18 protein-coding genes are annotated in these 19,811 nt (G+C 62.1%); 9 read left to right on the top strand and 9 right to left on the bottom strand.

Going from position 1 to position 19,811, the window contains the following annotated elements; genetic code table 11:
* Window positions 1-34: 34 nt before the first annotated feature.
* From B5P46_RS03110 to B5P46_RS03095, 4 genes are read left to right on the top strand one after another with little or no spacing between them, the layout of a single operon-like run.
* Entirely contained in the window at window positions 35-955 is a 921-nt protein-coding gene (locus tag B5P46_RS03110) for an ABC transporter permease (RefSeq protein WP_129417420.1), read from the top strand.
* Window positions 952-1,869 (top strand): ABC transporter permease, encoded by a 918-nt coding sequence (locus B5P46_RS03105; protein WP_129417419.1) that lies wholly within the window; start codon window positions 952-954, stop codon window positions 1,867-1,869. The genes B5P46_RS03110 and B5P46_RS03105 overlap by 4 nt, the downstream gene beginning before the upstream one ends.
* Entirely contained in the window at window positions 1,869-2,840 is a 972-nt protein-coding gene (locus tag B5P46_RS03100; RefSeq protein WP_129417418.1) for an ABC transporter ATP-binding protein, read from the top strand. The genes B5P46_RS03105 and B5P46_RS03100 overlap by 1 nt, the downstream gene beginning before the upstream one ends.
* A complete protein-coding gene (locus tag B5P46_RS03095) occupies window positions 2,837-3,862 on the top strand; it encodes an ABC transporter ATP-binding protein (RefSeq protein ID WP_129417417.1) in 1,026 nt (341 codons plus the stop codon). The genes B5P46_RS03100 and B5P46_RS03095 overlap by 4 nt, the downstream gene beginning before the upstream one ends.
* A gap of 39 nt (window positions 3,863-3,901) precedes the next feature.
* Here B5P46_RS03095 and B5P46_RS03090 read toward each other — a convergent pair whose 3' ends face one another.
* The 7 genes from B5P46_RS03090 to B5P46_RS03060 all read right to left on the bottom strand — a co-directional run bounded on the left by B5P46_RS03090 (window position 3,902) and on the right by B5P46_RS03060 (window position 11,665).
* The gene (locus B5P46_RS03090; protein ID WP_129417416.1) at window positions 3,902-6,019 is read right to left on the bottom strand and encodes a carboxy terminal-processing peptidase; all 2,118 of its coding nucleotides are present in this window, start codon (window positions 6,017-6,019) and stop codon (window positions 3,902-3,904) included.
* Between the two features lie 147 nt (window positions 6,020-6,166).
* Window positions 6,167-6,646 carry an MEKHLA domain-containing protein gene (locus B5P46_RS03085; protein WP_129417415.1) on the bottom strand — a complete coding sequence of 160 codons (480 nt, stop codon included), beginning with the start codon at window positions 6,644-6,646 and terminating at the stop codon, window positions 6,167-6,169.
* 129 nt (window positions 6,647-6,775) lie between these two features.
* On the bottom strand, window positions 6,776-7,966 hold the full coding sequence (locus B5P46_RS03080) for a M20 aminoacylase family protein (protein WP_129417414.1): 1,191 nt from the start codon (window positions 7,964-7,966) through the stop codon (window positions 6,776-6,778).
* A 71-nt stretch (window positions 7,967-8,037) separates the two neighbouring features.
* Window positions 8,038-8,817, bottom strand: a complete 780-nt coding sequence (locus B5P46_RS03075; RefSeq protein WP_129417413.1) for an amino acid ABC transporter ATP-binding protein — start codon at window positions 8,815-8,817, stop codon at window positions 8,038-8,040.
* Window positions 8,814-9,743: an amino acid ABC transporter permease gene (locus B5P46_RS03070; protein ID WP_129417412.1), complete on the bottom strand. Its 930-nt coding sequence runs from the start codon at window positions 9,741-9,743 to the stop codon at window positions 8,814-8,816. The genes B5P46_RS03075 and B5P46_RS03070 overlap by 4 nt, the downstream gene beginning before the upstream one ends.
* Window positions 9,740-10,630 (bottom strand): ABC transporter substrate-binding protein, encoded by an 891-nt coding sequence (locus tag B5P46_RS03065; protein ID WP_129417411.1) that lies wholly within the window; start codon window positions 10,628-10,630, stop codon window positions 9,740-9,742. The genes B5P46_RS03070 and B5P46_RS03065 overlap by 4 nt, the downstream gene beginning before the upstream one ends.
* Before the next feature lie 72 nt (window positions 10,631-10,702).
* Window positions 10,703-11,665: a nitrate ABC transporter substrate-binding protein gene (locus B5P46_RS03060; RefSeq protein WP_129417410.1), complete on the bottom strand. Its 963-nt coding sequence runs from the start codon at window positions 11,663-11,665 to the stop codon at window positions 10,703-10,705.
* A gap of 100 nt (window positions 11,666-11,765) precedes the next feature.
* On the opposite strand from B5P46_RS03060, the gene B5P46_RS03055 reads away from it, so the two are divergent.
* Complete coding sequence (locus B5P46_RS03055; protein ID WP_129417409.1) at window positions 11,766-13,091, top strand: PLP-dependent aminotransferase family protein; 1,326 nt, start codon at window positions 11,766-11,768, stop codon at window positions 13,089-13,091.
* Between the two features lie 27 nt (window positions 13,092-13,118).
* Here B5P46_RS03055 and B5P46_RS03050 read toward each other — a convergent pair whose 3' ends face one another.
* Both B5P46_RS03050 and B5P46_RS03045 read right to left on the bottom strand, forming a co-directional pair.
* A complete protein-coding gene (locus B5P46_RS03050) occupies window positions 13,119-13,841 on the bottom strand; it encodes a response regulator transcription factor (protein WP_003562390.1) in 723 nt (240 codons plus the stop codon).
* 13 nt (window positions 13,842-13,854) lie between these two features.
* Complete coding sequence (locus B5P46_RS03045; RefSeq protein ID WP_129417408.1) at window positions 13,855-15,093, bottom strand: GAF domain-containing sensor histidine kinase; 1,239 nt, start codon at window positions 15,091-15,093, stop codon at window positions 13,855-13,857.
* A gap of 281 nt (window positions 15,094-15,374) precedes the next feature.
* On the opposite strand from B5P46_RS03045, the gene B5P46_RS03040 reads away from it, so the two are divergent.
* The 4 genes from B5P46_RS03040 (at window position 15,375) to B5P46_RS03025 (ending at window position 19,806) form a co-directional block, all read left to right on the top strand.
* A complete protein-coding gene (locus tag B5P46_RS03040; protein ID WP_129417407.1) occupies window positions 15,375-16,391 on the top strand; it encodes an ABC transporter substrate-binding protein in 1,017 nt (338 codons plus the stop codon).
* A 72-nt stretch (window positions 16,392-16,463) separates the two neighbouring features.
* Window positions 16,464-17,915 (top strand): sugar ABC transporter ATP-binding protein, encoded by a 1,452-nt coding sequence (locus B5P46_RS03035; RefSeq protein WP_129417406.1) that lies wholly within the window; start codon window positions 16,464-16,466, stop codon window positions 17,913-17,915.
* Window positions 17,912-18,859 carry an ABC transporter permease gene (locus B5P46_RS03030; protein ID WP_129417405.1) on the top strand — a complete coding sequence of 316 codons (948 nt, stop codon included), beginning with the start codon at window positions 17,912-17,914 and terminating at the stop codon, window positions 18,857-18,859. The genes B5P46_RS03035 and B5P46_RS03030 overlap by 4 nt, the downstream gene beginning before the upstream one ends.
* Complete coding sequence (locus B5P46_RS03025) at window positions 18,856-19,806, top strand: ABC transporter permease (RefSeq protein WP_129417404.1); 951 nt, start codon at window positions 18,856-18,858, stop codon at window positions 19,804-19,806. The genes B5P46_RS03030 and B5P46_RS03025 overlap by 4 nt, the downstream gene beginning before the upstream one ends.
* The last annotated feature ends 5 nt before the right edge of the window (window positions 19,807-19,811 follow it).

The following is a 19,811-nucleotide window of genomic DNA, read 5'->3' as shown; positions in this document are numbered from 1 at the left end:
AGACTGGTTGCCGAACGTCCCTTGAGGAGAGCGGATGTCCTTCACCTACTTCCTGAAACGTGCGGCCTTTGCGGCACTTGCACTTGCAGCATTGATGACATCCGCCTTCTTCCTCGTGCGGTTGACGGGCGATCCCGTCAATCTCTACCTGCCCGTCGATGCCTCGGATGCGGCCCGCGAAGCCATGCGTGTCCGTCTCGGCCTCGATCGTTCCCTCCCGTGGCAATTCCTCGATTGGGCCGGGGACATGCTGAGCCTCGATTTCGGCACGTCGCTTTGGCACAACCGCCCGGCCATGGACGTTGTCCTGGAGGCGTTGCCGAATACGCTGGCGCTCGGTGCCATTGCCTTGACCCTGGCCTTCATCGCTGCCGTCATCATTGGATCGATTGCCGCTGTGAATGCCGGCGGCTGGATCGACCGGGCTGTCAACGTGCTGTCGCAGGCAGCGGCCAGCGTGCCGGATTTCTGGCTCGGGCTGATGGGCGTCCTGCTGTTTGCCGTCACCTTGCGCATTCTGCCGACATCGGGTTTCGGCGGTCCGATCTATTGGGTCCTGCCGGTTGCCTGTCTTTTTGCCAGACCGTTCGGGACGCTGGTGCAGATCGTCCGCGGCTCGATGATCGAAGCACTGAACGCGACATTCGTCCGGACTGCGCGGGCCAAGGGCGCGCGCGGCGGCCGGGTTACCTTCGTGCATGCGCTGCGCAATGCCCTCCTGCCCGCGGTGACCGTGACCGGTGACCTCGCCGCCCAGTTCGCCGGTGGCGGTGGCGTCGTCGAGGTTGTTTTCGGGTTTCCCGGCATCGGCAAGCTGCTGATCGACGGAATCCTGAAGCGCGACTTCGCGATCGTCCAGGCATCGATCTTCGCAGTCGCCGTCGTCATTTTCTTCATCAATATCCTGGTCGACATGCTCTATGCCTCGATCGATCCGCGTGTGAGGGTCGAATGACCAGCACGTCCGCCGACTTCCTCCCGGCCCGCGAGCGCCGAAGCCGCCGCATCCTTTGGCTCATGCGCGCGCTCGCGGGTGACCCGATGGCGGTCGCTGCGACAATCTGGCTGCTGATCGTCGTCCTTGCCATTCTTGCGGATGCATCGTCGCTGCTGGGCGAAAACCGCATTTCCCTGAAGGCGCGCAACCTGCCGCCCTTCGACTTCGGCCAGTCCTGGACGTTGTGGCTGGGCGCCGACGCCCTCGGGCGCCCGCTTCTCGTTCGCCTTATCCAGGCGGCATCGACGACGATCGGCATCGCGCTTGTGACTGTTCTGACAAGCCTGATCGGCGGAACGCTGCTCGGCGTGATCGCCGGTTACTTCGGTGGCATTATCGGCAACCTTGTCATGCGGGTGTGCGACATCATCCTGGGTTTCCCGACGCTGCTGGTGGCGCTCTTTGGCCTTTACCTGTTCGGCCCGAGCGTCGGCAACCTCGTGATCGTGCTCGCCATTACCCGCATGCCTGCCTATATTCGCGTCGCAAGAGCCGAAACTCTCGAAGTCCGGGAGAGGCTTTTCGTTGATGCGGCGCGCGTCTTTGGTGGCGGGCCTGTCTGGATATTGCGCAATCACATTCTCCCGAGCGTCGCTCCCACGATGCTGACACTCGCCTCGGTCAATCTCGCCATGGTCATGCTGTTCGAATCCGGGCTGAGCTATCTCGGCCTCGGCATCCAGCCACCTGCCGTGAGCTGGGGTCTGATGGTGGCGCAGGGCCAGGGATATCTGTCATCCGCCTGGTGGCTGGGCTTTTTCCCCGGCCTGGCTGTGATGCTCACCACCATGTCCTTCAATCTCCTCGCCAACTGGTTCCGGATCGTCAATGACCCATCGCAGCACTGGCGTCTTGTCAGCCGGAGGCGCTGATGGCTCTTCTCGAAGTCAAGGACTTGCAGGTCAGTTTCGATACGGCAGCCGGCCGCATCCTCGCGCTCAACGGCGTCTCCTTCTCGCTCGAGCGCGGAGAGGTCCTAGCGCTTCTCGGCGAAAGCGGCTCCGGCAAGTCGGTGACCGCATCGGCCATCATGGATCTCGTTCCCAACCCGCCGGGCGAAATCAATCAAGGATCGATCCGCTTTGACGGTGTCGAGCTTTTGCAGCTCTCGCGGAACGAACGGCGCGATCTTTGCGGCGACCGGATCGCCCTGATCTTTCAGGATGCGCTCGCAGCGCTCAACCCGGTCTATTCCGTGGGCTGGCAGATCAATGAAATGTTCCGCATCCACGGCCGTACTCCGGAAGGTGGTGTCGAAAAAGCCGTGATCGACCTTCTGACGGCCATCGGCATTCCCGACCCTGAAAGCCGCGCCAGGCAATATCCGCATGAGTTTTCGGGCGGCATGCGCCAACGCATCATGATCGCCATGGCCGTGGCACTGGAACCGGATGTCATCATCGCAGACGAACCGACAACTGCGCTCGACGTGACGATCCAGGCGCAGGTGGTCGATCTTCTGGAGACGATCCGCAAACGCAGCGATGCCGGCATGATCTTCATCACCCATGATCTCGGCGTCGTCGCCGAACTCGCCGATCGCGTGGCCGTCATGTATGCCGGCCGCGTCGTCGAGACCGCAAGCGTCTTCGAACTGTTCGAGGATGCCCGGCATCCTTACAGCGTTGGATTGCTTGCCTCGCAGCCGCGCATGGACACGGATGCAGACGAATTGGTGCCGATCCCCGGCTCCGCCCCCAATCCTGTCGCCCTGCCTTCCGGCTGCGCATTCAGAACGCGCTGTCCACGCGCCGAAGGGCTCTGTGCCGAGGTCGTCCCCCATCTCGAAACCGTAGGGCCCGGCCGCCAGGCCGCCTGCCACTTCCCGGTATCACCAGTATGATCGAACCTCTGCTCAAGGTCCAAAACCTCTCCCGGCACTTCGGCAGCGCCTCGGCGCCGGTGCGTGCCGTCGACGATGTCAGCTTCGAGATTGCCAGTGGAGAGACGCTCGGCCTCGTCGGCGAAAGCGGTTGCGGCAAAACCTCGCTGGTTCGGACGCTCTTGAAGCTTGGGCCGGCGACAAGCGGCAGCGCTTTGCTCGACGGCGTGGACATTACGACAGCCGGTGGCCGGCGGCTGCATGAATTGCGCCGCAAGATGCAGGTCGTTTTCCAGGATCCTTACCAGTCGCTCAATCCCCGCATGCGGGTCGACCGGCTGATTTCCGAACCCTGGGCGTTGCACCCGGGGGTCGTGCCCAAGAGCAACTGGCGTGAAGAGACGGTCAAGCTGCTCGAATCCGTGGGGCTGCGCGCCGAGCATGCGGACCGTTATCCCTCGGAATTTTCAGGCGGCCAGCGGCAGCGCCTTGGCATTGCCCGCGCTCTCGCGCTCAATCCGACACTTCTTGTCTGCGACGAGCCTGTCTCGGCCCTCGACGTCTCGGTCCAGGCGCAGGTGATCAACCTGCTCGCCGGACTGAGGCGCGAGCGCAATCTGGCGATGCTGTTCGTCGCGCATGATCTCGCCGTCGTGCGGCATGTCTCGGACCGTGTCATGGTCATGTATCTCGGCAAGATCATCGAAACGGGGCCGAAGCAATCGATCTTCAACGCGGCGGCTCATCCCTACACGCAGGCCCTGATGTCGGCGGTCCCGACACCGGATCCGAGGCGTCGCGCGCAGCGCAAGCGCATCGTTCTGCAGGGCGATCTGCCGAGCCCGGCAAATCCGCCCAGCGGATGCCGTTTTCGAACGCGTTGCTGGAAAGCGACGTCGATCTGCGCAGAACAGGAGCCTGCCCTGACCGCGCGAACGGCGGCCCCTGGTCTTCTGACCGCCTGTCATCACGCCGATCCGGAAATCGCCAACGAGATCCCTCGCCTTGAGGGAACTGAACCCAGGTCCATTATGCCAAGGTGATCGCAAAGCTGCGCATGGCGTTGCGCCGGTCGGGTATAATTATTTTCCGTCCGTTTTTCCCGTTTGTTTCGTGGCTGCCTTCAGCGCGCCTTGCTGCAAATCCGCCTCGTCGGCAAGAATGGCGGCTGCCTCGTCGAGCAGGACGTCTTTCGCGTTCTTGCGGGCATTCTCGATGGCAATATCAGCGCTCAGGCTGCGCTCGCCTGCCTCCAGACCATCATCTCCACCGGGATCCTCGCCACCGCTTGCTTGCGCTCGATCCTTGAACCGTTTCTCTCGAGCCGTCGCTTCTTTGCGACGTTCGGCTTCATTGAGGGAGATAACCCCTTTTTCGCGCTGCACCTTGAGGTCGGCAATGTCTTGCAACAAGCGTTGGAAGTCCGGATCGCTCTCAACCCGCGCATCATGGCGGCTTTGCAATGTCGGCAGCAACGTCGTGACAGTGTCGGCGGGCGCGTATTTCGCGGGCTTGATCTGCGCCCACGGCAAGGCATTGTCATAACTGGTCTCGCCGAAGCTCGCCGGATCGAAAAGTCCGGGCAAGCTGATATCAGGCGTCACGCCGCGCAGCTGCGTCGTCCCGCCGTTGACCCGGAAAAACTGGGCAATCGTCACTTTCAGCTCGCCGAATTCGGGTTTGCTGTTGCGGACGATCCGGTCAAGATCGACGACGGTCTGAACGGTGCCCTTCCCGAAACTGGGTTCGCCGACGATCACGCCTCGACCGTAATCCTGGATTGCCGCGGCAAAAATCTCCGAAGCCGAAGCCGAGCCGCGATTGATGAGGACACCCATCGAGCCTGTCCAGACAGGCGCTGCAAGCTCCGAGCTCCTCACCTCGACCTTGCCATCGCTGCCGCGTTGCTGAACCACCGGGCCATTGCCGATGAACAGACCGGTCAAATCAATTGCCTCGTCCAAAGAACCGCCGCCATTGTTGCGCAGGTCGATGAGAACGCTGTCGGCTTTTTCTTCCTTCAACTCGTCGAGAAGCTTGGCGACATCTCGGCTTGCGCTTTTGTAATCCTGGTCCCCTTTGCGCTTGGCTTCAAAATCCTCATAGAATACCGGCAGCGTGATGATCCCGATTTTACGCGTGGCGTCGCCCACTTTTACCGACAGCACAGTCTTCCTGGCAGCCTGCTTATCGAGACTGATTTTATCGCGCACCAGGCTGATGACGCGATGCGTGCCATCTGCTCCGGCATCTGCCGGCAGGATGTCCAGCCGCACGACGGAGCCTTTTTTTCCGCGTATCATCTGCACGACTTCATCAAGGCGCGTGCCCACCACTTCTTTGATCGCCCCATCCTTGCCTTGACCAACGCCAGTAATGCGGTCTCCGACCGCGAGCTTGCCGGACAGCTGTGCCGGGCCGCCAGGCACGAGCTCACGGATCGTCGTGTAGTCGTCGCGTTCCTGCAGCACAGCACCGATACCAAACAGCGAAAGCTTCATCGAGACATTGAAGTCGGCTGAAGCGGCCGCACCGAAATAGTCCGTGTGCGGATCGATCGACGTTGCGTAGGCGTCCATGAACGATTGGAAAACGTCGTCGCTTTTAAACTTGTAAGCGCGCTCGAGTATGTTTTCATAACGCTTGTCGAGCGTTTCGCGAATCGCCGCGTCGTTTTTGCCGCCTAGTTTTAACCGCAACCAGTCGCTCTTGACGCGCTTGCGCCAAAGCTCATTGCTCTCGGCTTCCGACTGCGGCCACGGCTCTTTATCGCGCAGCACCGAATAATTTTCCTGCCCACTGAAATCGAAATTCTGCTTAAGCAGGCTTCGCGCGTAGTTCATGCGGTCGACAACGCGCTGTTCATAAGCGTTGAAAATCGCAAACGGGATCTTCAAGTCCTTCCGTTCTATCGCATCGTCGATCTCGCTGCGATCAGACATGAACCTGTCGACATCCGCTTGCAGGAAGAGCATGCGGTCCGGATCAAGTGACTTGATGAACCCATCCATGATCCTGGCCGACAAGGCGTCGTCGAGTGGAACGGGCTTGTAGCTATACCGCGAAAGAAATTGTGCGCTCAACTCAGCGGCTTGCGCCTGTCGCTTTAGCGGCGCCAAAACAGGCGGTGATGCGACTTCAGCATATGCGGACTGTGCAATTGCAAGAAATGCACCAAGGAAAACGTAGGCTATGCGCATTCAGCGTTGATCCAATTCTTAATGCCGAGTGTCGATGTGCGATCTATGTGACGCAATCATGGTTTTTTGGCAACCAAATGGCAAACGACATGGTTTGAAGCCGCGGAAACATATCCGGCGCGTGGTCGGCGTCGCCGCAGCCGGCGCTCAATCCGCCTGCACGTCTTGCCAGGAATCGAATGTCGCGGCTTGACCGCGACGGCATCCGCTGCGGTCGACGAGATCCCAGACGATGGCTTTCTCGATATAGAAACGCCGCCCTGATTTGGCGATGCGAAGTCCGCGGTAGTCGGCGATAAAGCCGTTGGCCGCCACGGCATTCAACAACCTCTCACGTTCCGCTCGATCGGGCGCCTCCGCCGAAAGACGCGATGGCAAAGTGATGAATTCGTCCCACGAATATTCAAAGCAGGCCTGGGCAGCGCGGTTTGCGTAGATGAAGCGCGGATCGGCGTCGGTATTGTGGGTAAGGACAACTGCCGGCGACTGGTCGTAAAGCCATTCAGCACCCTGGCCTTCCGGCGTCAGGCTGTGTCCCACGCTTCGTTCGAAGCCTTCCGCCATCAGCGCGTAAAATTCGAGATCGTAAGACAAGTCGAGGCCGGCGTCGTTATAGTTGGCAATCATGCTGCGCGTCCTGGATAGCAGCGAGAGATGTTGAAGTGATGATCTCGCTTGAAAAGGGCTACAAAATCCTTTTGCGCTACAGAAAGTGCAAGCTCCAAATGCGACGCGGTCAAGCTGGACAACCGGACTTCAGGCGTCATCCTGGAGGTAGCGTTCCGCGAGCCTTGCCCACATGGCCGCGCCAACCGTCAGGCTGGCATCGGCGAAATCATATTTGGCGCTATGCAGGATGGCGGAATTCATGCCATTGCCGAGACGCAGGAAGCTGCCTGGCTTGTGCTCGAGAAAGTGCGAGAAATCCTCGCTGCCGGGAATGAGCGGGCAGGTCGCGACCTTGTCTTCGCCGACGAGTTCTGCGGCGACAATCCGGGCAAAATCCGTCTCAGCAGGCGAATTGACGACGACAGGATTGCCGCGATCGTAGTTGATCTCGATGGAAGCATTGTGCCCTTCTGCCACCGAGCGGGCGAGCTTGGTGATGCGTTCCTGCAGGAGGTCGCGAATGCCAGGCTCGAAGGAGCGCACGCTCAATGCGAGCTTGGCATATTCCGGAATGACGTTGACTGCATCGCCGGCATGGATCGTGCCGACGGTAATGACCGCCGTCTGGGTCGGATCGAGGTTGCGCGAGATGATGGTCTGCAGCGAGACGACGAGGTTGCACGCCACGACCACCGGATCGACGGTCAGGTGCGGCCGCGAGGCATGGCCGCCTTTGCCCTTGATGGTAATCTCGACGGTGTCCGACGCCGCCATCATCGGACCGGATCGCAGCAGGATGGTGCCTTCGGGAGCGCCGGGGTGGTTATGGAGACCAAAGATGGCATCGAACGGAAACCGCTCGAACAGACCGTCGGCGATCATTGCCTGGGCGCCGCTATTCTTGCTCGCCTCTTCCGCTGGCTGGAAGATCAGCGTCACCGTGCCGTTGAAGCGGCGGGTGCGGGCGAGATATTCGGCGGCGCCGAGCAGCACGGTCGTGTGGCCGTCATGGCCGCAGGCATGCATCTTGCCGGGGGTGCCGCTGGCATAGGCAAGTCCGGTTTCCTCGGCTATCGGCAGCGCATCCATATCGGCGCGGATGGCGATGCCCTTGCTGCCCTTGCCGGCGCTGAGCCGAGCGACAATGCCATGGCCGCCGACATTGCGGGTCACGTCATAACCCCAGCCTTCCAGCTTTTCCGCGACGTAACGCGCCGTTTCCGCTTCTTCGAAAGAGAGTTCCGGATGGGCATGCAGGTACTGGCGGGTCGCCTTCAACTCCGCCTCTATGGCTTCGAAATCGGAAAGGCGGGCATAGGCATTGTCGAGCGTGGGCATGAGAACGTCCAGTCTTGATCGAAGAGAACCATTGCTCCGGCCCCAGGGTCGAAGCAGCGAGCTGACACAAGTCAGAGAAAACGGGCGAGAAAAGCCTGGGTTCGGGGATGTTGCGGATTGCCGATGACATCCTCGGGTTTGCCCATTTCGACGACGTTGCCGCCATCCATGAACACGACCCGATCGGCCGCCTCACGGGCGAAACCGATCTCGTGGGTCACGACGATCATCGTCAGGCCCTGTTTGGCGAGATCGCGCATGGTGGAGAGAACTTCGCCGACCAGTTCCGGGTCGAGCGCAGAGGTGGGCTCATCGAACAGCATCAGCTTGGGCTTGATCGCAAGGGCGCGGGCGATGGCGACGCGCTGCTGCTGACCGCCGGAGAGTTGGCGGGGATAGCTGCCAGCCTTTTCCGACAGACCCACCCGTTCCAAAAGCCGCAGGGCGTTCTCGGTCGCGGCCTTGCGGCTTTCTCCGTGCACGCCGATCGGAGCCTCGATGATGTTCTGCAGCACCGTCATGTGCGGATAGAGATTGAACTGCTGGAACACCATGCCGATCTTGCGCCGCTGGCTGGCGATCCCGTTGCTGGACAGCTTTTCCAGCCGGTCTTTGCGAAGGCGATAGCCGATCTGTTCGCCATCGACTTCGATGAACCCCTTGTTGATGGCTTCGAGATGGTTGATGCAGCGCAGGAAGGTCGATTTTCCCGACCCGGACGGGCCGAGCACCACGACGACTTCCCCCGGCATGACATCGAGGTCGATCCCCTTCAGCACTTCGAGCTGGTCGAAGGACTTGTGGACGTTGCGGGCTCTGACGAGAGGTTTTGCAATATCGGCAGCGGTCAATGGCTTGCCTCCTCGGCAAGTGTCTCGGATTTGGCGGCAGCGGCATTGTTGCGCCGTTCGCTGCGGCCGTAATAGGCCTCGATATAGCTCTGGCCGAGATTGAGGATGGAGGTGATGAAGAGGTACCAGAGGACCGCGACCAGCAGCATCGGCACGATCTCGAAGGTGCGATTGTAGATCGACTGGACGGAATAGAGCAGATCGGCCATGGCGATGACGCTGACGAGCGAGGTTGCCTTGATCATGCTGATCAGCTGGTTGCCCGTCGGCGGCACGATCGAGCGCATCGCCTGCGGAATGATGATCCGCCACAGCGCCCTCGCCTTGGTCATGCCGAAGGCTTCCGCCGTCTCGAACTGGCCGCGATCGACCGAGAGCAGGCCGCCGCGAATGATTTCGGCCATGTAGGCCGCTTCGTTCAAGGCAAGGCCGACGATTGCCGCCGTCATCGGCGTGATCACCGAATTGGTCTCCCAGCTGGCGAGCGTCGGGCCGAACGGAATAGTGATCGAAAGTTCGGGAAAAAGGGTCGAGAGATTGTACCAGAAGATCAGTTGCACCAGCAGCGGCGTGCCGCGAAAGAACCAGATGAACAGCGATGCCAGCGAACTTGCGAGCCGGTCATTCGACAGCCGGGCGATCGCCAGCCCGAGGCCGAGAACGATGCCGATGGCCATCGCCACCACAGTCAGGCCCAGGCTGACATAAAGGCCGCTGATGACAGTCGGATCGAAGAAATAGGCCGCGACGACCGGCCAGCCGAAATTCTCGTTATGAGCGACGATCCACAGGAAGTTCGCGGCAATCAAGAGCACGGCCACCCATAGGACGAGCCGGCCCGTTTGAAAAGGCTTGTGGGCGTGGGCAACATCCCGGAAGTCCACACCGCCCAAAGGCGGTGCGGCAGTCGTGCGGTCATTGCTCATTTCGGCAGGACTCCACCAAGATTGAGACCGGGCTGCTTGATCATGTTGTTCTCAAGACCCCACTTCTTCATGATGGCGGCATAGGCGCCGTTATCCATCAACGCCTTGATCGAGTCGAGCAGAACGGGGCCGAGCGGCGAGCCCTTCGGCACGACGGCGCCCTGATAGAGATCCTCGAACCCGTTTTTCTGGCCGACGCCGCTCAATTCCAGCTGGCCGTTTGCCTGAGACACGAAATAGGTCAGCGGTGCCTGCGAGGAGAAGAAGGCATCGGCGCGTTTGGAGCGGACTGCCAGGATCGAGCTCGGCTGATCGGTATAGGACTGCACTTCGGGCGCAGGCTTGCCGTCCATCTTGCACTTTTCAACCTGGGCCTGGATCACCTTTTCGGCGGAGCCGCCGGCCATGACGGCGATGCGATTGCCGCAGGCGCTGTCGAGCGAACTGATGGCCTTCGGATTACCCTTCTGGACGGAGAAGACCACGTATTCCTGAACCCAGTCGACGAAATCATTGGCCTCTTCACGGGTCTTGAAGTCACCGATCGGGCCGAAGGCGAACTGGTATCGGCCGGAATTGATGCCGGCGAGCAACGCGCTCAACCCGCTGACGGTTTCGTGCTCGATCTCGACGCCGAGCATCTGGCCGATCGCATCGGTCAGATCGGCGCTGGCGCCGGTCAATTTCGTACCGGTGACGATCTCATAGGGAGGAAAGGAACCATTGTTGACGGAGATCATCTTACCGTCCGTGCGGATCTTCTCCGGCAGGCGGGCGCGAAGAGCGTCGTTGACGGTCTGCTTTGGTACGGCTGCCTCCTCGGCGAAGACCGACGTCGTCATCATCAGTCCCAGCAGGGCGGCGGAAGCGATCGGTTTCGAATGCATGTCATTCCCCTTTTTTGGTTTGCGAAAATGGTGGTTCAACGATGAGGTTTGCGAGGGTTTCACCGGCTATGTTCATCGGGCCTTGGCGTGCCACGGAAACAGATCGGCGGGCGTCAAAAGGCGCGGCATGATCTTCTGTTCGTAGAGTTCCTCGGCAAAGTCGGCGATCATCGCCTCGTTCTCGGCAAGCCCGCTGACGTTCCAGCTTGGCGGCAGGTCGGCCGCGCAGCGGCGCAGTTCGTCGATCATCCAGGGCGTGGTGTCGGCGTATTTCTCACGCTTTTCCAGCCACAGACGCTGGGACTCGTCGATCAGTTCGCTGAGTTCATCCATGATCCAAGGGTGCTCCTGGACGATATCAGCCTTGAAGCCGATCAGATGCATGCCCGGTACATAGCCGACCTCGTTGAGGTAAGCGACTTCAGCGGCGCGGAAATCATCCAGCACCTGGCGGAACGGCGATTCCTGATCGAAGAAGCCCTTCGGCATGAAAGGGGTGAACACGGCATCGAGCCCGCCATCCAGCAAAAGACCGACCATCGGGCGCTCGCCGGGAGCAGCCTCGATGCGGCCAGGCCGTCCAAAACCATCGAGACGGTCGACGATCGGATGAACCTCCGTCAGGCGCCCGGCATACCACATGGCATCCTCGACGCCGACGCCTTCCCGGCGCAAAGCGGCACGGGTCCAGGTATTTCCGGAATCGCGCCAGCCCGTCACGCCGATGTTCTTGCCAGCCAGATCGGAGAGCTTGCGGACCGGACTATCCTTGGTGGTGATGATGCAGCGATGGCGGAAGCCACGCATGATGAAGTTCGGCATGCCAATGACCCGATCATCGCCATCATGGCGCATCTGGGAATATCGGCTGAAGGACATTTCCGCGGCATCATGCGCCGCGTCATCGGCGAGGCTGGAGACCAGCGTGCCCACACGATCCACTTTGATGTCGAGACGGGAAGAACTGACGTCACCGAGCACGAGCGGTGTCATGTAATCCCAGTCCCGGAGGGCGATGCGAAGCGTCACAGGCATGCAAAAACTCACTGGAATGGCTCGACGAAGGGCAAATTAAATGTTCAAAGTGACGAGTACAAATGTTATTACGTTATTGAACATTTAAAGTGAGAGAAAAATGGGCGATACAGTCGAAGCCTCCTGGTTTGCTGAAAAAATAGCCGACCGCAGCATCCGGGGGATCGCTCTCGAAACGAGCGCGTTGATCCGCGCCGGTGCCCTGCCGGTCGGCACGCGCCTGCCGGCGATCCGCGATATCGCCTACGAATTGCGTGTCAGCCCGGCGACGATCTCCCAAGCATGGGGCGAATTGCGGCGACAGAAGATCATCAGCGGCCGGGGGCGCAACGGCACCTGGGTCAGCGGCGACCGCTTTGTCGCCAAGCCGGAACGTCTCGCCAGCTCGGGAAATTATGCGGCAGGTGTGCTCGACCTCACCTTAGCCGGACCGGATGCAGCACTTCTTCCCCGCCTGGCCGAAGCCATGGCCTATGGCGCGTCCGTCGATGACCTCAACAGCTATGAGCGCAGCCGGATCGTCCCTGAGTTGAAGGACGCCGTTTCAGAGCGATGGCCTTATGAGGCGGAAGCCTTTCTGGCCACCAATGGCGGTTACAACGCCGTCTATACGATATTGCATGCTCTGGTTTCCCCGGGTTCGTCGGTCGCGATCGAACATCCGACCGCGATGCGGCTGCTCGATATTCTGGAAGATCTCGGCGTGAAAATCATCCCCGTCGCCTGCGACGGAGAAGGCCCCCTGCCGGATTCGCTGCGCGAAGCATTGCAGCAACGTCCGGCGGCTTTTTTGTTCCAGCCGCGGCTGCATTCCGTGACCGGCGTTACGGTCAGTTCATCCCGCCTCGGTCAGCTCGGAGATGTTCTGGAAGACAGCGATACGCTTGTTATCGAGGATGACGGCGTCGGCGACGTGTCGGCGGCACCTCCGCAGTCGCTGGGCCGCCGATTTGCGGAGCGGACGATCCATATCCTCTCACTCTCGAAAAGCCTCGGCCCGGATCTGCGTCTCGCGGTTCTGTCGAGTTCCGCGCCGATCGTCGACCAGATCCAGTCTTACCGTTCCTTCAGCGCCGGCTGGACGAGCCGTATCCTGCAAGGTGCCGCCGCCTGGCTATTGCGCGATCCGGCAACCTGGCGGCTCATCGGCGACGCGCGCGAGATCTATCAGCAGAGGCGGGACGCTCTTGCCGATGCGCTCGGCGAACGGGGGATAGCGATCCCTGCAGGCCAGGGCCTGTGCCTCTGGGTGCCTGTCGTTTCCGAACCATTCGCGATGGTGACGCTCGCCGCACGCAATATCGCCGTCAATCCGGGCAACAAATTCTCCGTCTTGCCAAGCAGTCATATTCGAGTGGCGACCAGCACGCTCAGCGATCGCTGCGAGGAAGCTGCCGATGCGATCGCGCTGGCTCATGCGCCGTGAAGGTAGGGGCGGCCTGCAGCCCGCGTACTACTTTCCCTCAAGCCACTCCTGCAGCTCCGCCTCCGCCCGCTCCAGAGCGCTATAGTTCAGGAGTTTGCGCAGGAAAGCGACGGTGACGGCGCGGGCGCGCAGATTGAAGCGGCCGTCCTCGTGGTCGTCGCCGGCGCTCTGGTAGACGTCGAGCTTGTCGTAGAGCTGCTGCAGGCGGTTCTGCACGCTGCGCAGCGACAGGCCCCGGCGTTTGGCGATGGCCCGGTCGGTGAGGCCGAGTGCGATATCGACGAGGATCTCGTATTCGGAATCGGTAAAGCCGTTCGTCTGGCCGAGGCTCTTCTGCTGCAGGCCCCGCACCTCGCGGTCGATGACGCACTGGCTCTCGATGAAGATCGAGCGTAGCGCAAGCTTCAGCCGCTCGTCGGAGGCGGATTTCAGCACATAACCATAGGCGGCGCCATCCGGCACGATGCGGGAGACGCCGCGCACATAGGCCTCGTCCGAGTAATTCGACCAGAACAGGATGCGGGTCTCCGGCCGCTCCTTCCAGATGGTGCGCGCCGCCTCGATGCCGTTGCGGTTCGCCATCTGCAGGTCCATGACGATATGCGCCGACTTGTGGTCACGGGCGAGCTTCTCGCCGACGGTTCCGTTCTCCGCCTCGATCACCGTGTCGCATTCGGGCAGAGCCGCGTTGACCGCCTCGTGCAGATAGGACCGGTGCAGCGGGTCGTCCTCGACGATCAGAACCTTCATCATGCCCTTCTCCTCAGTTTGGCCCGCTCGGCGGCTCGTTCGGTACGAGCGGTAGCACGACGCGCACCGCAGTCCCGCGATTGTTGTGGCCGGGCCCGGTCGTGAAGCGCGCCGAAATCAGCCGCGCACGGGTCTTCATATTGTCGATGCCGCCGCCGATCCGTCCCCTCGCCTTGGCGAGGCCGGTTCCGTCGTCGGAGATTTCGATCGACAGCCGGTCGTCGTCGGCCTCGAGCCGCACCATGACGGCCAGCGGCGCGGCATGGCGCACTGCATTGTTGATCGCCTCCTGCGCGATCCGGAACAGCGCGACGCTGACGGTCGGTTCCAGTCGTTCCAGCGCGCCGTGCGTCTCGTCGACAAGGCCCCATTCGATGCCGGATCCCGTGTCGCGGGTCGATCGGTCCAGATGATGCTCGATTGCCTGGGCGAGGCCGAAGAGCTGGAGCACGGATGGTTTTGCCTGCTCGATGATCTGCCGCAGATCCTGCATGCAGTGCTGCAGGGAACGGGAGATCGGCTCCAGCGCCTCGGGCGCCACCTCGCCGTTGCGCGACAGCCGATCGATCCGGCGGGCGAGCCGCGTCAGGTCGGCGAGCGTCTGGTCGTGCAGGTCCATGCCGATGCGCTGGCGTTCCTGCTCCAGCGCTTCGGTAAGCTTCAGCGCACCTTGCCGCAAGCCCTCCTCGCGGGCGCGGGCCTCTGCCTCGACAATGGCCGAGCGTTGCGCCTGTTCGGCCGCCTGCAGCGCGAAGAAATAGGGCGTCAGCAGGTCGGCGATGATGCGGGCGCGTTCGATATCCTCCATCGTATAGACGCCCGCCCTGTGCGACGAACAGGAAAGTGCTGCGATGATCGTGCCCTGCACTTTCATCGGCACATGCAAGCGGCTTCTCAGCGACTGTTCGACGATCGGCCGTTTGAACGCGCCCTCGAAGTGGAAACGCGGGTCGGTCATGGCGTCGTCCGCCAGCAGAAAATCCACCTCGCCCCAGAGCAGCGAGCGGATGGGGCTGTTGACGACAGGCGCGCCGGCAAGGCCGCCCCAGGCAGTCTCGATGCCCGTTTCATAGGCTGTGTGATAGTTGCCGCCCTCAAGCAGCACGCAGACATCGAGATGGTCGTGCGGGATGATATGGGCGACCTCGGCCGCGACGGAACGGATAGCCGAGCGGAAGTCGAGCTGACCCGCGAGCAGCCGGGAAATGCCGAGATAATGGTCGAACATGGCTGCGGGTACGAGATGCAGCATCGTCAGTTCCTCCCCGAGACGGCAGCAGGCTCCTCAACCCGCCGCGACTCCTTCCCAGTAAGCGCCCGCGGAAGCGCCGCCGTCTTGCGTAAACCCGCAGCTTGTTGCGCAAAACCCGCAAACGGATTGCCGCCTTGCCCCTGTACAGGCCGATCGATCTCCCGCATCCTGCCCTTACTGAGAGGAGGAAGCTCAGTGCAAGAACAATTTTCACTCGGACCCAGTTGGGCCGGCAGGAGTGAAGCGATCCGCCGACAGGCGCGATCATCAGGGAGGAAGACATGACAATCCGCAAGATGCTTCTGGCATCGGCCGCTATCGCATGCGCCGCGATGCCCGTTTCCGCCTTTGCCGACACGTCGGCCAAGAAAATCGCGCTTTCCAACAATTATGCCGGCAACTCGTGGCGCCAGGCCATGCTGACGAGCTGGGGCAAGGTGACAGGCGAAGCCGTGAAGGCCGGCACCGTTGCCGCAGCCGACCCTTTCACCACCGCCGAGAACCAGGCGACGGAACAGGCCGCGCAGATTCAGAACATGATCCTGCAGGGCTATGACGCGATCGTGCTCAACGCCGCCTCGCCGACGGCGCTGAACGGCGCGGTCAAGGAGGCCTGCGACGCCGGCATCACCGTCGTTTCCTTCGACGGCATCGTGACCGAACCCTGCGCCTGGCGCATCGCCGTCAACTTCAAGGAAATGGGCCGCAGTGAGGTCGAGTACTTGTCGAAGAAACTTCCGGACGGCGGCAACCTGCTCGAGATCCGCGGCCTTGCCGGCGTCTTCGTCGACGACGAAATCTCGGCCGGCATCCACGAGGGTGTCAAGCAGTTCCCGCAGTTCAAGATTGTCGGCTCCGTGCACGGCGACTGGGCGCAGGACGTGGCGCAGAAGGCTGTTGCCGGCATCCTGCCGAGCCTGCCCGACATCGCCGGCGTGGTAACGCAGGGCGGTGACGGTTATGGTGCCGCACAGGCGATTGCCGCGACCGACCGGAAGATGCCGATCATTATCATGGGCAACCGCGAAGACGAACTGAAGTGGTGGAAGGAGCAGAAGGACGCGAAGGGTTACGAGACCATGTCCGTCTCCATCGCGCCGGGTGTCTCCACGCTCGCTTTCTGGGTGGCCCAGCAGATCCTCGACGGCAAGGAAGTCAAGAAGGACCTCGTCGTGCCCTTCCTGCGCATCGACCAGGACAATCTAGAAACCAACCTCGCCAATACCCAGGCCGGCGGCGTCGCCAACGTGGAATACTCGCAGGCAGACGCAATCAAGGTCATCGAGCAGGCAAAGTAAATCTCCCGGCGACTGCCGCGCGGCCGCAAATGGCCGCGCGGGATTCTTTGTGAAGCAGGCATGGCGGGCAGCATGGATGACGTTTTGAAGGCGGTGATCGCGGTCGATGGCGCCAAGGTGAGCTTCGGCGCGGTCAGGGCACTCGATGGCGTGACCCTCCGCGTCATGCCGGGCGAATGCGTCGGGCTTGTCGGCCACAATGGAGCCGGCAAGTCCACCATCGTCAGCGTGATCAACGGCGGCCTCACACCGCACGAAGGAAGTCTGGCGAGCGACGGCGAACGGCTGGAGCGCTATGGCATCAATGCCGCGCGTGCCCGCGGCGTGCGCTGCGTCTTCCAGGAGCTTTCGCTCTGCCCCAACCTTTCGATCGTCGAGAACACGCGCATCATGCATCGCCATCTCGGTGGCTTCGGCTGGCGCAGGCGCGCCGCAAAAATCATCGAGAAGAGCCTCGACGCCGTCTTTCCCGGCCACGGCATCGACAGCAGCCGGACCGTGGGGGATCTTTCGATCGCCGAACGGCAGATGGTCGAAATCGCCATGGCCTTTTCCGACGCCGGCATTGCGCCGCGGCTGGTGATCCTCGACGAACCGACCTCGTCGCTCGATGCAAGCCTTGCCCGGCAGATGCTCGACCATGTCCGCCGCTTCATCGCCGCGGGCGGGTCTGTTATCTTCATCTCGCATATCCTGCACGAGATCCTCGAAACCGCCGACCGCATCATCGTCATGAAGGACGGCCGCGTCGTCGCCGAGCGCCTAGCGCAGGGCTTTGACCATCACGGCCTCGTGGAAGCGATGGGCACCGTTGCCAAAGAGGAGACCAAGCAGCGCTCGGCGCGCGAACAATCCACCGCTCCGCTCATTCTGTCCCATCAGGCGAAAGGCCTTTCCTTTGCGGCCCGCAAGGGCGAGATTATCGGGCTGGCGGGTCTGGCGGGCCATGGGCAGACCGAACTCCTGCTCGCCCTGCATGCCGCCCAGTCCGGCAACTGGCTGCCTGAGCGCGATCCGCTCGTCACCTTCGTCGCCGGCGACCGCCGCCTCAACGGCGTCTTCGAGCTGTGGAGCATCCTGCGCAACTTCTCTATCGCCTCGCTCGGTGACCTCTCCCGGCGCGGGCTGATCCTCGCAAACGAGGAGGAGACGAAAGGCGCCGACTGGAAGCGGCGGATCGAGATCCGCACGCCCGATATGGGCAACCGCATCCTGTCGCTTTCCGGCGGCAACCAGCAGAAGGTGCTCTTTGCCCGCGCGCTTGCGACGCGCGCGCCGATCGTCCTGATGGACGATCCGATGCGCGGTGTCGACGTCGGGACAAAGCAGGAGGTCTATGCGATCATCCGCGAGGAAGCGGCGCGCGGCCGTACCTTCATCTGGTACTCGACGGAGATGGACGAGGTCCGCCTCTGCGACCGCGTCTACGTCTTCCGCGAAGGCCGCATCACCGCCGAACTTGCCGGTGATGCCGTCAATGAGACGAATATCATCGCCGCCTCCTTCGAAGGGGTCGCCGCATGACGTTCCGGCTGTCGTCCGACGCCATGCGTCTTGCCATTCCTGCCTTATCGCTGACGCTGCTGCTCGCCGCCGTCTTCTGGCTGCAGCCGCGCGCCATGAGCTATGTCGGCCTCAACCTGCTGTTCAATCTGGCTGTGCCGATCGCGCTTGCGACGATCGCCCAGATGATCGTGATGGCGGTCAACGATCTCGATCTCTCGATGGGCGCCTTCGTCAGCTTCGTCGCCTGCGTCACCGCGACCTTTCTGCGGGATGCCCCGGCGATCGGCGTCCTGATCCTGGCCGGCGCGATCGCAACCTATGCGGCGCTCGGCGTCGTCATCTATCTGCGCAACCTGCCGTCCATTGTCGTGACCCTCGGCATGAGTTTCGTCTGGGGCGGCCTTGCCGTATTGCTGCTGCCGGCACCGGGCGGACAGGCGCCGGACTGGGTGCGCTGGCTGATGACCGTCAAGCCGCCGCTGGCGCCGATGGCGATCGTCGCCAGCATCGTCATCGCCTTGGTCGCCCACCTTCTCGTCATGCGGTCGTCGCTCGGCGTGCTGATGCGCGGCATCGGCGGCAACCAGCGTTCGGTCGAGCGCGCGGGCTGGTCGATTGTCGGGGCGCGCGCTGCCGCCTATGGTCTTGCCGGCCTCTTTGCCGTCCTCGCCGGCATCGCCCTCGTCGGACTGACCACCTCGGCCGATGCCAATATCGCGCTGCGCTACACGCTGCTGTCGATCGCCGGCGTGATCCTCGGCGGCGGCGAGTTCATCGGCGGCCGCGTCTCCCCGATCGGCGCCGTCATCGGTGCGCTGACGCTGACGCTTGCCGGCTCGTTCCTGTCCTTCCTGCGCATCTCGCCGGACTGGCAGATCGGGGCTCAGGGCGCGATCCTGATCATCGTCCTGGCACTCCGCCTGATGCTGAACCGCCTGGAAAAGCGGGAGAAACGCCGATGACCCCGCTCCTGCGTCTATTCCGCAAACCCTGGATCTGGTCGTGGCTTGCCGCCTTTGTCGTCTGGTTCCTGACGATCATGGTGACGCTCGGCGCCAGCGCGCTTGGCCTGTCGCAGGCAGCACTCACCTTCGCGGCCTTCTCGGTCATCGTCGGCATCGGCCAGATGTTCGTCATCACGCTCGGCCCCGGCAATATCGATCTCTCGGTTCCCGCCACCATGACGCTCGCCGGCACGGTGGCGCTGAAGCTGATGAATGTCGAAAACGGCCTGATCCTGCCGGGCCTTCTCGTCGCCATCGTCATCGGCCTTGTCGTCGGCCTCGGCAATTATGCGCTCATCAAGGCGCTGCGCATTCCGCCGATCATAGCGACACTCTCCATGAGCTTCATCGTCCAGTCCGCGGCGATCTGGACAAACCGGGGATTGCGCATCAAGCCTCCGAGCGTGCTGGCGGAATTCACCACGTCGACCACGCTCGGCGTGCCGAACGTGGCGATCGTCGCACTCCTCATCTCGCTCCTTGCCTGGTTCCTGCTCGAGAAGACGATCTACGGGCGCTGGATCTCGGCGATCGGCCAGAGCATGCCGGCCGCGCGCATGGCGGGCATTCCGGTCGACGGCACACGTTTCGTCACCTACTTGTTCTGCGCCGTGCTCGCATCGGTCGCAGGCTATCTGCTCGCCTGCTTCTCCGGCGGCGCGGCGCTCAACATGGGTTCGGAATATCTGCTGATGTCGATCGCTGTCGTCGTGATCGGCGGCACGGCGGTGGCCGGCGGCGATTCCAACGTGCCGGGCATCTGGGGCGCATCGCTCTTCATGTTCCTGGTCGTCTCCATGCTCAACACTTACGGGCTCGGCGCGGGCATCCGCCTGATCATGACCGGCCTCATCATCATCAGCGTCATCATGCTCGCCGGCGGTCGCCGGGCCGGCATGCGATAATTGGG

It is taken from the genome of Rhizobium leguminosarum (assembly GCF_004123835.1).
In the GTDB taxonomy this organism is placed as follows: Bacteria; Pseudomonadota; Alphaproteobacteria; order Rhizobiales; family Rhizobiaceae; genus Rhizobium; species Rhizobium leguminosarum_M.
The sequence above is the reverse complement of the archived record's forward strand: the minus strand, read 5'-3'. Positions and strand labels throughout refer to the sequence as shown.